The sequence below is a fragment of the Nonomuraea sp. GTA35 genome, assembly GCF_041950525.1.
GTDB lineage: Bacteria > Actinomycetota > Actinomycetes > Streptosporangiales > Streptosporangiaceae > Nonomuraea.
Genome location: NZ_JBGNUV010000004.1, coordinates 981025 through 996313, shown reverse-complemented (window position 1 = coordinate 996313; position 15289 = coordinate 981025). Strand labels below are relative to the sequence as shown.

Sequence of the window (15289 nt, the reverse complement as noted above, 5' to 3'; positions counted from 1 at the left end):
CGAGCGTCGGGTCTTACGGCGACTAATTCATGCAATTTCCGTGCAGATGTCATGCTGAGGAAGTGAGATCACCGTCACATAGCGGAAGAACCGCGACCCGGTGACCTGGGCAGGTCAAGCTTCGGGCTAGGCTTCACTGGCGGAAACGCCCGGCACGCACGGGTTGCCCGGGGCGTCGAACATCAGTCGGATAAGCAAGGACGGACCCTCGTGGACCTGTTCGAACATCAGGCGAAGGAGCTCTTCGCTGACTACGGCATCCCTGTGCCGCGCGGCATCGTCGCCCACACTGTGGAGGAGGTCCGGTCGGCCGCCGAGGAGCTGACCGGCCGCGTTGTCGTCAAGGCCCAGGTCAAGACCGGCGGCCGCGGTAAGGCCGGCGGCGTGAAGGTGGCCGACGACGCCGCCGACGCCGTGACCAAGGCCGAGGCCATCCTCGGCATGGACATCAAGGGCCACACGGTCCACAAGGTCCTCGTCGAGGAGGCCAGCGCGATCGCGGAGGAGTACTACTTCTCCTTCCTGCTCGACCGCGCCAACCGCACGTTCCTCGCGATCTGCTCCGCCTCCGGCGGCATGGACATCGAAGAGGTCGCTCACACCGCGCCGGAGAAGGTGGCCAAGGTCCCGGTCTCCGCCTTGACGGGCATCGACCGCGCCAAGGCCCGCGAGATCGCGGTGGCCGGCGGCCTGCCGGAGAAGGCGCTCGACGGCGCCGCCGAGCTCATCGAGAAGCTCTGGTGCTGCTTCGTCGACGAGGACGCCACGCTCGTCGAGGTCAACCCCATGATCCTGTCGGCCGACGGCCAGGTGAAGGCGCTCGACGGCAAGGTCACGCTCGACGACAACGCCGGCTTCCGCCAGACCGACCACGAGGCGCTGGCCGACAAGGCCGCCGAGGACCCGCTCGAGGCCAAGGCCAAGGAGAAGGACCTCAACTACGTCAAGCTCGACGGCAACGTCGGCATCATCGGCAACGGCGCGGGCCTGGTCATGTCCACCCTCGACGTGGTCGCCTACGCCGGCGAGGCGTTCCCCGGCAAGCCGTCGCCCGCCAACTTCCTCGACATCGGCGGCGGCGCCTCGGCCGAGGTGATGGCCGCGGGCCTGGAGATCATCCTCTCCGACCCGAGCGTCAAGTCGATCTTCGTGAACGTCTTCGGCGGCATCACCGCCTGCGACGCCGTCGCCAACGGCATCGTCTCGGCGTTCAAGCTGCTGGAGAGCCGCGGCGAGGCCGTGACCCACCCGCTGGTGGTCCGCCTCGACGGCAACAACGCCCAGCTCGGGCGGCAGATCCTGGCCGACGCCGCGCTCCCGCGCGTCGAGCTGGTAGACACGATGGACGAAGCGGCCAAGCGTGCCGCCGAGCTCGCTGCGGTAGGTGCGTGACCCATGGCCATCTGGTTGACTGAGAACAGCAAGATCATCGTTCAGGGCATGACCGGCGGCGAGGGCACCAAGCACACCCGCCGCATGCTCGCCTCCGGCGCCAAGGTCGTCGGCGGCGTGAACGCCCGCAAGGCCGGCACCACGCACGAGGGCCTGCCCGTGTTCGGCACCGTCAAGGAGGCCATGGAGGCCACCGGCGCCGACGTGTCGGTCGTGTTCGTGCCGCCGAAGTTCACCAAGGACGCGGTCAAGGAGGCCATCGACGCCGAGATCCCGCTCTGCGTCGTGATCACCGAGGGCGTGCCCGTCCACGACTCCACCGAGTTCTGGGCGTACGCGGTCGAGAAGGGCAACAAGACCCGCATCATCGGCCCCAACTGCCCCGGCATCGCCTCGCCCGGCGCCTCCAACGCCGGCATCATCCCCGCCGACATCACCACCGCCGGCCGCATCGGCCTGGTCTCCAAGTCCGGCACGCTCACCTACCAGCTCATGTACGAGCTGCGCGACTTCGGCTTCTCCACGGCCGTGGGCATCGGCGGCGACCCCGTGATCGGCACCACGCACATCGACGCCCTCCAGGCCTTCCAGGAGGACCCGGGCACCGACGCCATCGTCATGATCGGCGAGATCGGCGGTGACGCCGAGGAGCGGGCCGCGGCCTACATCGAGCAGCACGTCACCAAGCCGGTCGTGGCCTACGTGGCGGGCTTCACCGCACCCGAGGGCAAGACGATGGGCCACGCGGGCGCCATCGTGTCCGGCTCCGCCGGCACCGCCCAGGCCAAGAAGGAGGCCCTGGAGAAGGTCGGCGTCCGCGTCGGCAAGACCCCCTCCGAGACAGCCCGCCTCATGCGCGAGATCATGCAGGCCCGCTGACCGTCCTTCGCTCCGCGAAGCCCCGCCCGGCCTGTCCGAGCGGGGTTTTCGCATGCGGGGGGCGTCGCGGGCCGGTCGAGGGGGGCGTGGTGGCTGCGCGGGCGGTTCGGGTGTCGCGGCACGCCAACGGCTCACATGTCGCCACGGCACCGGCCCGCTGTGCGTCGTAACGGCGGCGCGCCACTGAACGGGTCAGAAGCGTCTCCCTGGACAGAGGCGAGCCGGCGGCGGCGTGTGGGGTGAGCCGGCGAAGCCGTAACACATGAAACGCTTGTCCCGGCGCGTCAACCAAGCTTTGGTTGGGAAAGATTGAGAAAATCGCCGTGTGACGGCGATCCTCGACCAGCTGCGTACAGGCCCCCGGTCGATGCTTGGCAAGCTCGCGGGCGACGACGACGAGACCAGGCGTCCGCTGCCGGTCTCAGGCATGCTGGCCGCCGTCTTCACGCTCGGCGTCGGCCTGGCCGCGCTCACCACGCTCACCCTGGTCGGGTGGATCGCCGCGCCGCGCGGCACGCTGGGCGCCGGGCTGCCGGGTGTGTTCCGTACGGCGGCGCAGTTGTGGCTGGCCGCGCACCACGCCGGGTTCGCCATCCCCGGCGGGCGCGTCGGGCTGCTGCCGCTCGGGCTGATGATCCTGCCCGCCGTGCTCCTCTACCGCGCGGGCCGGTGGATGGCCCGCGACGCCGACCTGCGGCTGCGCCTGCCCGCCCGGCTGCCGAAGAACAGCCCCAAGGAGCAGGCGGGGGCTCGCCGCCGCGCCCAGCTCGTGCTGGTGGCGCAGGCCGGCGTGTCGCTGGCGGCCCCGTACGCGCTGCTCGCGGGCCTGATCGCGCTCGTGACGAGCAACGAGATCACGCAGCCGTTCATCGGGGAGGCGTTGCTCAGCCACTTCGTGCTGGCGTTCCTGGCGGGCTCGCTGGCCACGGCGCGCATGATCGGGCCGTGGCGGGTGATGCTGCGGCTGCTGCCCGAGCGCGTGCGGGCCCTGACGGTCGGTACCGCGGTCGCCACGGCGCTGCTGCTCGTGGCCGGGTTCGTGCTGGTGCTGATCGCCTTCGTGCTCAACTTCGACCAGGTCGAGGAGCTGTCGGGGGTGCTGTCGCCCGGCTTCGTGGGCGGCGTGCTGCTGGCGCTGCTCCAGCTGCTCTACCTGCTGAACGCCGTCATCTGGGCCTTCTCCTACATCGCCGGGCCCGGGTTCGCCGTCGGCGCCGGCACCCTGGTCGCGCCCACGGGCGTGCAGCTCGGCACCGTGCCCAGCCTGCCGTTGCTGGGTGCGCTGCCGGAGAGCGGGCCCGTGCCGGCGTGGATGATGGCGGTGGTCGCGGTGCCGTTCGCGGCCGGGGCCGTGGCGGGTGTGATGGTGGCCAGGATCTCGCCCTCGCCGTCGTACGAGGCGGCGCCGCTGTGGGGGTTCCTCACCGGGGTCACGACGGGGCTCGTGGCGGGGGTGCTGGCGGCGCTGTCCGGCGGGCCGATCGGCGGTGGGCGGCTGGCCGCGGTCGGGCCCTCGCCGTGGGAGGTGGCGTTGTCGGTGGCGCTGGAGGCCGGCGTGGCCGCGGGCATCTCGGCGGGCGTGACCAACCTGCTGCTGCTCAACAAGAAGGCCAGGGCGCCGCTCGACAAGGCGGCCGCCCCCGTACGCAAGGCGGGCGCCGCCCTGGCGAAGGCGGCCAGCAGGGTGGGCCTGGCCGAGTCGGACCCGCGCCCGCTGCCCGGCCACTGGATGGACGCCACGGAGGCCGACACCCAGGAGATCCCGGTCATCAGGGACGACTGGCAGGACGAGCACGCCTCGGCCGAGGCGGAGACCCAGGCCCAGGCCCGCCCGCGCCCGCCGGAGCCGGCACCGGTCGCCCGGCCGCCCCGCAAGGACATCGTGGACGAGTCCGACGACCGCGGGGGGCACGTCATCTACGTCGACCCGTACGCCTGGGACCGCGACTGAGCGGTGCCCGCGGCCTCGGGGCGGTTACGGTTGCATGGCTCCGAGGACTTCCAGCACGTCCGCCGGGAGCTTGCGCTGCGCGGCGTCCCTGAACTGGGTGAAGCACTCGCCCTGCGCCGAGACCGTGCCGGCGCCCTTCATGCACTCCTGGTAGGCGGAGTATTCGTCCATGAGGTAGAGCTGCATTCCCGTGGCCCCTGCCGACAGGGCCAGTGCGAGCGCAGAGACGGTGATGCCGCCCACCGCGATGCCCGTGGGCCTGCCCGCGCCCTTCAGCAGGGGTAGCGCCCGGATCCCCGCCATCAGCGCGAACAGCGCCATGACCAGGCCGGCCAGCGGCAACATGAACGTCATGGCCAGCGCTGCGATGGACAACCAGATCGCTCGGCGGCCCGCCGAATCCGCGGGCTGCTGGCCTGCCGGTGCCTTCACCGGTGTCGACACCTGACCTCCTCTGCGTCGCCGGGCGATGAACAGATACCCTGTGACCCCCACCCTGTTTCCTCATTGGAGTGTGTGTGTCTAAGGCTGGGCGGCTCGTCGTCCTCGTCTCCGGCTCTGGAACCAACCTACAGGCCCTGCTGGACGCTTCTGCCGACCCGTCGTACGGGGCTCGCGTGGTCGCGGTCGGCGCCGACAGGGATGGGATCGAAGGGCTGGCGAGGGCTACCAGGGCGAATGTCCCGACTTTTGTCGAAAAAGTGGGCAATTATGCGACGCGGGCGGAGTGGGATGCGGCCATCGCGGCCAAGATCGCATCTTACGAGCCCGACCTGGTCGTGTCCGCGGGCTTCATGAAAATTTTGGGTACGCCGACACTCGACGCGTTCCCCGTGCTGAACACGCATCCGGCCTTGTTGCCGTCGTTCCCCGGCGCCCACGGCGTGCGGGACGCGCTGGCCCACGGGGTCAAGGTGACCGGCTGCACGGTGATGCTGGCCGACGAGGGGATCGACACGGGGCCGATCGTGGCGCAGGAGGCGGTGCCCGTGCTACCAGACGACGACGAGGCGGTCCTGCACGAGCGCATCAAGACGGTCGAGCGCCGGCTGCTCGTCGAGACCGTCGGCCGGATGGTCCGCGAGGGCTGGACGGTCAGCGGGCGTACCGTCCGCATCGGCAACCACACAGGAGGGGAATCCACGTGACTCGCATCGCCATCCGGCGCGCGCTGATCGCTGTTTACGACAAGTCCGGGCTCGAAGAGCTGGCCAGAGCCCTCGACGGCGCCGGAGTGGAGATCGTCTCGACCGGTGGCACGGCCGCCGCGATCTCCTCCTACGGGATTCCGGTGACGAAGGTGGAGCAGCTCACCGGGTTCCCCGAGTGCCTGGACGGGCGGGTCAAGACGCTGCACCCGCGCGTGCACGCCGGGCTGCTGGCCGACGTCACCAAGCCGCACCACGTGGCGCAGCTCGACGAGCTGGAGATCGACCCGTTCCAGCTCGTCGTGGTGAACCTGTATCCGTTCCAGGAGACGGTGGCCTCCGGGGCGTCCGACGAGGAGTGCGTCGAGCAGATCGACATCGGCGGTCCCGCCATGATCCGCGGCGCCGCCAAGAACCACAACACCTGCGCGGTCGTGGTGAACCCGAGCTTCTACGGCGACGTGCGCAACGCCCTGTCCGAGGGCGGCTTCACGCTGACCGAGCGGCGGCGGCTGGCGGGCATCGCCTACGCGCACACGGCGTCGTACGACGTGGCCGTGGCCAACTGGTTCGCGGGCACGTACGTGGGCGACGGTGAGGAGTTCCCCGAGTTCGCCGGGACGGCGTACGAGCGCAAGGCCACCCTGCGCTACGGCGAGAACCCGCACCAGCGCGCGGCACTCTACGCGGGCGGCACGGCCGGGACCGGCGGGCTGGCGGGCGCCGAGCAGCTGCACGGCAAGGAGATGTCGTACAACAACTACCTCGACGCCGACGCCGCCTGGCGGGCCGCGTGGGACTTCTCCGAGCCCGCCGTGGCCATCATCAAGCACCAGAACCCGTGCGGCATCGCCGTGGGCGCCGACGTCGCCGACGCGCACCGCAAGGCGCACGCCTGTGACCCCGTCTCGGCGTACGGCGGCGTGATCGCCGTGAACCGGCCCGTCACGGTGGAGCTGGCCCGGCAGATCGCCGACGTGTTCACCGAGGTCGTCATCGCTCCCGCGTACGACGAGGAGGCGCTGGAGGTGCTGCGGGCCAAGAAGAGCCTGCGCCTGCTGTCCTGCCCGGAGGGGCCCTCCTCGCCGACCGAGTTCCGCAGGATCGACGGCGGCCTGCTCGTGCAGAGCGTGGACCGCGTGGACGCGCCCGGCGACTCGGCCGCGCAGTGGGAGCTCAAGGCCGGCGAGCCCGTCTCGCCGGAGGTGCTGGCGGACCTGGAGTTCGCCTGGCGCGCCTGCCGCTCGGTGAAGTCGAACGCCATCCTCCTGGCCAGCGGCGGCGCCACCGTGGGCGTCGGCATGGGCCAGGTGAACCGGGTCGACTCCTGCCGCCTGGCGGTCACCCGGGCAGGGGAGCGCGTAGCCGGGTCGGTGGCGGCCTCCGACGCGTTCTTCCCCTTCCCTGACGGGCTGGAGGTGCTGCTGGAGGCCGGGGTGCGCGCGATCGTGGAGCCCGGCGGGTCCATCAGGGACGAGCTGGTGATCGAGGCGGCGAAGAAGGCCGGCGCGAGCCTGTACTTCACCGGCACCCGCCACTTCTTCCACTGATCACCGCCAGATTTCCGATAAGGGGTGACATGATCAATATGTCGCCCCTTATCCGTTTTTGCGGCGAGCACTCCTGAGGTCGGGCTAACCTGAATCACTTCCCGGTCCTCGTCCCCCGGAGTTCACCTATGGCGCTCGACGCGATCCTGCAGGCATTCGTCACCCTGAACGGCCTGGCCACCAGTCCCTTCGTGCTCCTGGTCCTCGCCTTCATCGGCGCCTACCTCGGCAGCCGCGTCGTAGAGGTCATCCCCTACACCCGCCGCATCATCGAGCGCCGCGAGGCCCAGGCGGCGGCCGAGCGCGACTGACCGCGCTCCCTCCGCACCCGGTCCACACCGCTCCCTCCTCACCCACCGGCCACTGCACGTCCGGCCACTGCACGTCCGGCCACTGCACGTCCGTGGACGTGACCTCCGGCCGGGTCGTCCAGCGCCGCACTTGTCCGCGACGGCCACCCGCACGCGATCACTTCCACGCGACCGATGCGCTTTCGGCCACCACATGCGATCACCGCACGGCGGCCGATGTGGCTTGCCCACCGCGCGCGGGCACCGTACGCGATCACCGCACGCGGCTTCGGCCACCGTGCGCGATCACCGCGCGCGGCTGTGGCTTCGGCTACCGCGCGCGGCCGATGTGGCTTGGCCAACGCGTGCGGCCATTGCCTTCGGGCATCGCGCGCGGCCGCGTCGTGCCGGCGCGCACGCGGCCACGCTCCGGCGTCGAGCCTGACGCCGCCTTCCTCCTCCGGCGCTGAGCTGAGCCATGACGCCGGTCGTCACCGCAACCCCGGGTCTGCCTCTCCTCCCTGCAAGGCCGGCCTCCGGTGGCGAGTCAGGAGAGCCCTCGCCAGGCGAGCTGAGCCGCTCCGGCAAGGCTGGCCCGCACGCCCAGGGTGCTCTGCTTGACCTGCACCGCCCGTACGAAGGGCAGCCCGGAGACGTCGTCCAGCGCGTTCCCCAGCGGCTCGAAGAGCACTTCTCCGGCGGCCGACACGCCGCCGCCGATGACCACCGCCGTGAGCTCGACGGCTGCCGCGGTGGAGGCGATCATGCCGGCCAGGGCCCTGGCGCTCCGCTGGAAGGCGGCCACCGCTATGGGGTCTCCCGCGGCGGCGTCCTGGGCCAGCGTCCGCGCGTCCGCCTGAGCCGCTTCCGCTTGAGCCGCTTCCGGGTGTCTTGTCGACTCGCCGTGGTGGCCTTGGGTCCCTTCCGCGAGTTTTGTCGGGCTGTCGTGGTGGCCGTGAGGTTTTCCAGCGAGGTTCATCGGGCTCTTCAGGTGATCTTGCGTCCGTTCCGGGCGGTCTGTCGGGCCATCCTGGCCGCCCTGCAACGGGACGCTCGTGCGGACGGACCCGTTGGCCAGGGAGGCGGCACCCGGTGACCAGCCGTTCTCCAGCGCCCAGCGGGCCATGTTGGGGCCGCTGGAGTAGCGTTCGACGCAGCCACGGCCGCCGCATTCGCAACGCTCGCCATAGGGGTCGATGCTCATGTGGCCGACATGTCCGGCGTTCCCGGTCGGGCCGAGGAGCGGGACTCCGTCGATCACCAGGCCGCCGCCGATGCCGGTCGACACGACGATGCCCAGCAACGACGTGCAGCCGCGGCCGGCTCCCAGCCAGTGCTCCCCGAGGGCGAAGCACTGCGCGTCGCCGGCCAGCACGGTGGGGAGCGTGGTCAGCTTCTGCACCTCCTCTCGCAGCGGGAAGCCGCGCCAGCTCGGCATGTTCACCGGGCTCACGGTGCCCGAGGCAAGGTCTACGGGGCCCGCGCAGCCGATGCCGGCGGCCTGGGGCGGCGGGCCGCCGTCCATGACCTCCGTGATGAGGGCGGCCAGGTCGGACATGACCTCCTCCCGAGGCGTCGGACGGGTGGCGGAACGCAGGATCGAACCGGCCTCGTCCACCAGCGCGGCGGCGAGCTTGGTTCCTCCGATGTCAATGGCAAGTACGCAGGTCATCAGTGTTTGTGGTGGTTGTCGGGCTGGCGGGGGTCGCCAGGGTGCTCCAGTCCGGGCATGAGTCTTACTTTCTTGGCGCGCAGGTCGTCGAGCCACCGCGCGAAGGCTTTTCGCCGGGCGGCCCGTAGGAGGTCGTGTTCTTGACCGCTCGGTCCCCGGTCCCGCAGGGGCTCGGGGACGGCGATCGCGACGTGCCAGCCGAGGGCGTCCTCGACCGGGCCGACGAGGGTGCCGTCCGGGTGACGCCGGAGGGCGTCGGCGATCGCGCTCGGCAAGGAACCGAGCGTGACCGCGCCGAGGGGCTCCAGGTCGGCCGGGCTCGCTCCCTGGGCCCGGGCGAGGTCGGTGAACAGCCGGTGTCGTACGAGGTGGCGCGGTTCGGGCTCCGGCGCCGGCCGGGGCCGCCATTCCGGGGGTATCGTCACCGCGGCCGTGACGTGCTCGAACACCGCACGCACCCAGGGGCTGCCGGTGTAGGCGGCGGCGTTGATCGAGCCCAGCTCCACGGCGGCCACAGGGTCTAGGAGGGGATTTTCCGGGATGGCGGCTCCAGATGCGGGGACGGGTGCATGTCGTGGAGGCAGGTTCTCGCCTCCGGGGGATTGCAGGCCGAGGTCGGTGGCGGCCCATTCGCACAGGCACTCCGTGAGGATGACCTGGGTCAGCCAGCGGGCCAGCTGACGGTCCTCGGAAGTGCCCGGCCTCGGCAGGGTGGAGCTGAGCGGACCGCTTCGCAGGTCGGCCAGGCGCCGGTCGAGACGCTCACGCGGAACCGGCCGGCCGGCGACCCAGCCGATCGTCTCCGATGGCGAATGCTCGTGGGGTGACGGCGTGGTGGGGGCGGGGGTGCCGATGGTCGGGGCGGGTGTCTCGGTCAACGGGTGACCTCCAGGCGGATCGCCGGCGAATACTGGCAGCGGCCGAACCACATGACCTTGGCCAGCGCCCACGAGTGTCCGGGCGGCTGGTCGGCCGGGACCTCCACCGGGAACGTCACGTCGATCGCTTCTCCCGCCGCCACGGTGAAGCCCTGGATGACCTCGGGGAGCATGGTCCACGTACCCCAGGGGGAGGCCAGCTGGGACTCGCCGCGGATCTCGTCCGAGGTGGTGTTGGTGAGCCGCAGCGTCAGCGAGGCGCGCTCTCCTGGGCGGAGGGAGAGGGCGTCGGTGAGGGTTTCCAGCGACAGGCCCGTGGGGCGGGAGCCGGTCGACTTGGTGCCGTGGATGGCGGTGCCGGGCTTCGAGGGCTGGTCCGTGACGGGGAGTTCGGGGAGGTCGCCGATGGCCACGGTGGTGATGTCCTCGATGAGCTGGCCGCCTGCTGATGTGCGCGCCGAGACGAAGGACAGGCCCGGCGTGGGAGCGGGGGTGATCGTCACCGGGAAGCGGAGGTGGCCGCTGGGAGGCAGCCGGAAGGGGCGCTGGGACGGGGTGGCGGTCCAGCCGTCAGGGACCCGGATGTCCACCACCCCCTCGTGCGGATCGTTCGTGAGGTTTGAGGCGAGGACCACCTCCACCTCGAACGGGCCCTCCGGCGAGGTGACGAGGCCCGGGGTGAGGGCGACGGAGATCGGCAGGTAGCCCAGCGGGGCCGGGCCCTTGTTGTGGAGCCAGTAGCGGCTGTAGACCGGCTGGGCTCGTTCCGTGGTGCGGGCGGATTCCTGGCCGGCCGCTGGAGGTGGCGTGGTGGCGAGGTAGGTGGCGATCTCGAAGCCGGTGAGGGTGAGCTCGTGGGGGTCCGCGGTTGTGAGGCTCGGGCGTTCCAGGAGGTCGGAGCGGGTGAGCGTGTCGAGTTGGAGGACGGGGGAGGTGAGCTCGGCCCGGGAGCCCAGACCGGTGGATTCGGCCAGGCGGATGGTCACGCCGTGCTGCGGGCCTTCCGGCGTTCCGGCGGTCGGCTCGTGCTGCGGGGTTTGTGGTGTTCCGGTGGTCGGCCCGTGCTGTGCGGCTTGCGGGGGCGTGAGCCGGTCTGGCGTTGCGGTGGCTGGCTCATGGTGCGGGATTTCGCCGGTGGTGGCGTGCGCTGAGCGCGCAGGGGTGGAGGGGTGCCCTGGAGCTGCCGGGGTGGAGGCATGGTCTGGAGCTGCGGGGGTGGAGGGATGCCTTGTAGCCGTGGGAGTGAGGCCGTGGGCGAGGGGGTTGCCGGTGGCCTTGAGGGTGCTCAGGAGGACGTTTCGGGGTGGGGTGAGGGTGAGGAGGGAGTGGGTCGAGGGGAGAGGACCCTGCTGGGCGGAGGGGAGGAGGCGGGGGAGCAGCGGGGTGATGTGTTCCTGGGCCGCGGCCGGGAGCTGGAGGGTGCGCCAATCGCCCTCTCCGGACACCAGGGAGTAGGAGAACTCGTGCGTCCAGTGCTGGAGCTGGAAGCCGGAGCCGTCAGGGGCGGTGCGGTGGGGTGGGTCCAGCCAGATGCCCGACGGCCAGCCGGTGCAGGAGCGCATGAGCGACAGGTGGAGCGCGCCTGACGGGTCCACGGCGAAGCCCGGCAGACCGTACGTGAGCAGGGCGACAGTACGGTTCTCCAGCCGCTCGGCGCCGAGGGGGCACTGCGCCTCGATCGTGGCGTCGGCCAGGTCGGACACCAGGTCGGCGACGGGGTCGGTGACGATCAGGGCCGGAAGGGCTCGGAGGTCGCGCAGGTCGGCGCTGGGCTGCCAGACCTCCTGGAGCGGGCGTTCTGCCGGGATCCAGACGCGGGTGGTGCCCGCCCGCAGGGCCTTGGCGTAGGACTCGTCGGCTCGGGCGAGCAGCTCGGCGGCCAGCGGGTTGGTGTCGGGGCCGCCGAGCACGATGCGGACGTCGGGGAGGTTGGAGTCGACGTCGAGCCAGCCGTACCGGGTGCCGGGCGCGGAGGAGGTGGTGGCCGTCACCCCGGCCCTGGCCAGCGCCACCACCAGGTCGCGGGCCTGAGGGGCGTCCTCCAGGGTGGGGACCACGACCTCTGCGACGCCCAGCGCCCGCGCGCCCGCCTCGCCGAGATCGACCTTGGCCGTGGCCGACAGCCCGAACCAGGTGTTGGCCGGGTTGTCGAGTGTCCACGGGTGCTCGGCCGTGTCCACGTCCGGCAGTGCGAAGCCGCGCCCGACCACGGCGCCCGAGACGTCGGAGACCGGGAGCGCGCCTTCGACCCGGGCAGGGAAGCGGACGCGCAGGAGGCGGTCCGCGCCGGTGTGGTCGAGCACGCGGGTGGTGAAGTCGATGCGGTCGGAGCCGGTCAGGAGGGTGACGGTCTGCTCGTAGGTGATCTCGCCGGCCCGGCCGGTGACGGTCAGCCGCCGGCCCAGCGGGCTGGTCTCGGCGGTGGCGGAGGTCGCGGGACCTTCGGCGGACCCGACGACGTGGCCGGTGGGGATGAGGTGCCACGGGCCCTCGCCCATGTCGGGGTGCTGGGGATATTCGTCGTAGAGGCGCAGCTCGTTGCCGGGGCCGGTGAGGAGTTCCTGCCCGGTGCGGCGGTCGAGGATCGAGGCCAGCACCCCGCCCCGGGCGGGATCGGCGGTGATCTGCCAGCGGTCGTTGTGGATGGTGACCGGCGCGGGGACGGTGGCACTGGGCGTGGCCGGGGTGTGGTGCCAGGGCTGCGGGGTGCCCGGGACGACGTGGTACGTGCGCCAGCCCATGGACGGCACGTCACGGGCGAGGAAGGTGAGAACGCCGTTCTCCGTGACGGCGGGGACCTCGGCGCCCGACGGGGCCGCGACGGTGTGGCCCGCGGGGAGGGCGACCCGGACGAGGCCGTCGCGGGCGAAGGGGAGCGTGTTGGTGACCACGACGCTGCGGCCGTCCACCGCGATCTGGCCGGTCAGGGCCGCGAGGGCGGTGTCGCGGGCCTCCGTGGCCAGGTCGTGGGCCTCGCGCCAGCCGGTCAGCAGGTCGATGTAGACCTGGTCGGACTCCGAGCCGGTGATCGCGTCGTGGTGGGCGCCGTAGGCGAGCTGGCGCCACACCTTGTCGAGCGCCGTGTGCGGGTAGCCGCCCAGGCCCAGGAGCGACGCGAACGTGGACAGGCGCTCGGCGTCCAGGGCCGCCACCTCGGCGGCGCGCTGGGCCTGCTTCGTGTCGATGTAGGAGACGTCCTTGCCGGTGTAGACGGGGTTCATGTCGCGCGTCTGGGGGCTGAAGGACGAGCGGCCGGCGCGGACGGCGTCGAGGAAGTCTCGCGGGGTGGCGCAGACGAACCTGGGCCAGACGTAGCGGGACGCCCACTCGCGGTGGATGTCGGTGACCCACTTGTTGGGCGGGGTGTAGTCGGTGCCGACCGGGAGCAGGATGTTCCTGGTCGCGGCCACGGGCTTGAGCGAGCGGTAGAGGTCGTGGACCGCCCGGCAGGCCTCGTCGAGGGACGGCGCGGAGTCCGTCCACCAGCCCGCCGAGTAGTGGGCCGGCATGTAGTGGGTCAGCACGCCCTGCCCCGACGGCGCGATCCACTCGAACTCGCTGGGGAACTGCATCAGCGCCGCGTCGTTCTTGGCCTGCTTGAAGTTCTTGCTGATCGGCCCCCACTGGTGGAACGGCCCGCGCGCCCACGCGCTGCCCGTCAGCCCCGCCGCCGCGAGGTAGCCGGGGAACTGCGGGTCGTGGCCGAACACGTCGAGCTGCCACGCCGTGCGCGGATCGCCGCCCAGGATGTCGCGCTGGTAGCCGATGCCGTGGACGAGGTTGCGGATGGTGGTCTCGGCGCCGGTCAGGTTGGTGTTGGGCTCGTTGTACGTGCCGCCGACCAGCTCGGCCCGGCCCTCGGCCAGCAGGGCGCGCAGGTCGGCCCGGCGTTCGGGACGGGTGTCGAAGAACGGCTTGAGATAGTCGACCTCAGCCAGCACGAAGCGGTAGTCGGGGTCGCGCAGGGCCAGCTCGATGTGCGCCTCCACCAGGGCGAACGCGTTGCGCTCCCACAGCGGCCTGGTCGTGGCGTCGCTGGACAGGAGCTCCCACGGGCTGGTGTAGGCGGCCTGCGTGTTCCACCACACCGGGTCGTAGTGGAAGTGCGACACCATGAACATCGTCCAGCCCGGCTCCTCGGCCGTGACCGGGACCTCCAGCGTCTCCTCGCCCAGGGTGAGCAGGCACGGCACGGTGGTGCCCGGGGGCGCCGACACGATCAGCGGGATCTCGAGGGTCGCGGCGGCGGGGGGAACGGCGATCTCGCCGGCCAGGCGGACGCCCGCGCCGCGCAGCTCCAGCGACGATGCGTGATCTCCCTGGGCGACGGTGACGCGCAGCACCTGGTGCGGCTCGTCGGGCGTGCCCACGAACAGGTCGGTCGACTCTGCGGACAACAGGCGGAAAGGCAAGGGAACCTCCGTGCACTTGTTGCTGGCGCCCGTAACACTAAGCCCTTCCAAGATCAATGACAACGATGTCAGTGCGGGGCTGTGGATAACTTGGGTCGACTGCCTGGGGCCTGTGGATAACTAGGCGCGGCAGGGTGTGGCGAGGGTGGGCGTGGTCCGGTGCGGAGGAGCGGGGCAGGCATGGAAGGATTGCGGCATGAGCGCAGTGAAACTCGATGGCAAGGCGACCGCCGCCAAGATCAAGGCAGACCTCACGAACCGGGTGGCAGCGCTCAAGGAACGCGGCATCACCCCCGGCCTCGGCACCGTGCTCGTGGGCGACGACCCCGGCAGCCAGATCTACGTCGCGGGCAAGCACCGCGACTGCGCGGAGGTGGGCATCGCCTCCATCCGCGTCGACCTGCCGGCGACCGCCTCCCAGGCCGACGTCGAAGCGGCCATCGACGAGCTCAACGCCTCCCCGGCGTGCACCGGTTACATCGTCCAGCTCCCCCTGCCCAAGCACCTCGACACGATGGCGCTGCTGGAGCGCATCGACCCGGCCAAGGACGCCGACGGCCTGCACCCGGTCAACCTCGGGCGGCTCGTGCACATGGTCGACGCCCCGTTGCCCTGCACCCCGCACGGCATCGTGCTGCTGCTGCAGGAGTACGGCGTCCCGATCAAGGGGGCCGAGGTCGCCGTGGTGGGCCGCGGCATCACGGTGGGGCGCTCGCTCGGCCTGCTGCTGACCCGCCGCAGCGAGAACGCCACCGTGACCCTGTGCCACACCGGCACCCAGGACCTGGCCGGCCACGTACGCCGCGCCGACATCGTGGTGGCGGCGGCCGGGGTGCCCGAGCTGATCACGAAGGACATGGTCAAGCCGGGCGCCGCCGTGCTCGACGTCGGCGTCTCCCGCGTGAACGGCAAGATCGCCGGGGACGTGGCGCTGGACGTGGAGGATGTCGCCGGTTACCTCACGCCCAACCCGGGCGGCGTCGGGCCGATGACGCGCGCGCTGCTGCTGTCCAACGTCGTGGAGGCCGCCGAACGCCGCCTCGGGTGAGGAGTCAGGCCGCCGCCTGCGTCAGGTGACGGAGGTCGTGGCGGCCTCGTCCCTCCCGAAAGTCTCAAG

The 15289-nt window shown here is 71.4% G+C and carries 11 protein-coding genes; 7 read left to right on the top strand and 4 right to left on the bottom strand.

Features of this window, described 5'->3' with window-relative positions; all coding sequences use genetic code 11:
* The first annotated feature begins 210 nt into the window (after positions 1–210).
* The 3 genes from sucC to ACBJ32_RS23005 all read left to right on the top strand — a co-directional run bounded on the left by sucC (position 211) and on the right by ACBJ32_RS23005 (position 4222).
* A complete protein-coding gene (gene sucC / locus ACBJ32_RS23015; RefSeq protein WP_357886438.1) occupies positions 211–1392 on the top strand; it encodes an ADP-forming succinate--CoA ligase subunit beta in 1182 nt (393 codons plus the stop codon).
* A gap of 3 nt (positions 1393–1395) precedes the next feature.
* Positions 1396–2271 (top strand): succinate--CoA ligase subunit alpha, encoded by an 876-nt coding sequence (gene sucD / locus ACBJ32_RS23010; protein WP_357886440.1) that lies wholly within the window; start codon positions 1396–1398, stop codon positions 2269–2271.
* Between the two features lie 325 nt (positions 2272–2596).
* The gene (locus ACBJ32_RS23005) at positions 2597–4222 is read left to right on the top strand and encodes a DUF6350 family protein (protein ID WP_375128420.1); all 1626 of its coding nucleotides are present in this window, start codon (positions 2597–2599) and stop codon (positions 4220–4222) included.
* A 24-nt stretch (positions 4223–4246) separates the two neighbouring features.
* Here ACBJ32_RS23005 and ACBJ32_RS23000 read toward each other — a convergent pair whose 3' ends face one another.
* Positions 4247–4666 (bottom strand): hypothetical protein, encoded by a 420-nt coding sequence (locus tag ACBJ32_RS23000; protein ID WP_357886444.1) that lies wholly within the window; start codon positions 4664–4666, stop codon positions 4247–4249.
* Positions 4667–4740: 74 nt separating this feature from the next.
* Between ACBJ32_RS23000 and purN the strand changes: the two genes are divergently transcribed.
* The 3 genes from purN (at position 4741) to ACBJ32_RS22985 (ending at position 7231) form a co-directional block, all read left to right on the top strand.
* On the top strand, positions 4741–5370 hold the full coding sequence (purN, locus tag ACBJ32_RS22995; protein ID WP_357886446.1) for a phosphoribosylglycinamide formyltransferase: 630 nt from the start codon (positions 4741–4743) through the stop codon (positions 5368–5370).
* Positions 5367–6920 (top strand): bifunctional phosphoribosylaminoimidazolecarboxamide formyltransferase/IMP cyclohydrolase, encoded by a 1554-nt coding sequence (gene purH, locus ACBJ32_RS22990; protein WP_357886447.1) that lies wholly within the window; start codon positions 5367–5369, stop codon positions 6918–6920. Before purN ends, purH begins: the two co-directional genes overlap by 4 nt.
* Positions 6921–7048: 128 nt before the next feature.
* Positions 7049–7231, top strand: a complete 183-nt coding sequence (locus ACBJ32_RS22985) for a hypothetical protein (protein WP_357886449.1) — start codon at positions 7049–7051, stop codon at positions 7229–7231.
* A gap of 526 nt (positions 7232–7757) precedes the next feature.
* Here ACBJ32_RS22985 and ACBJ32_RS22980 read toward each other — a convergent pair.
* The 3 genes from ACBJ32_RS22980 to ACBJ32_RS22970 are packed head-to-tail and all read right to left on the bottom strand — an operon-like array spanning position 7758 to position 14157.
* The gene (locus tag ACBJ32_RS22980; protein ID WP_375128419.1) at positions 7758–8882 is read right to left on the bottom strand and encodes an ROK family protein; all 1125 of its coding nucleotides are present in this window, start codon (positions 8880–8882) and stop codon (positions 7758–7760) included.
* Positions 8882–9760 (bottom strand): peptidylprolyl isomerase, encoded by an 879-nt coding sequence (locus ACBJ32_RS22975; protein WP_375128418.1) that lies wholly within the window; start codon positions 9758–9760, stop codon positions 8882–8884. Before ACBJ32_RS22975 ends, ACBJ32_RS22980 begins: the two co-directional genes overlap by 1 nt.
* Positions 9757–14157, bottom strand: coding sequence for a glycoside hydrolase family 38 C-terminal domain-containing protein (locus ACBJ32_RS22970; RefSeq protein WP_375128417.1), 4401 nt, complete (start codon positions 14155–14157; stop codon positions 9757–9759). The genes ACBJ32_RS22975 and ACBJ32_RS22970 overlap by 4 nt, the downstream gene beginning before the upstream one ends.
* A gap of 211 nt (positions 14158–14368) precedes the next feature.
* On the opposite strand from ACBJ32_RS22970, the gene ACBJ32_RS22965 reads away from it, so the two are divergent.
* Positions 14369–15220: a bifunctional methylenetetrahydrofolate dehydrogenase/methenyltetrahydrofolate cyclohydrolase gene (locus ACBJ32_RS22965; protein ID WP_375128416.1), complete on the top strand. Its 852-nt coding sequence runs from the start codon at positions 14369–14371 to the stop codon at positions 15218–15220.
* Positions 15221–15289: the final 69 nt, after the last annotated feature.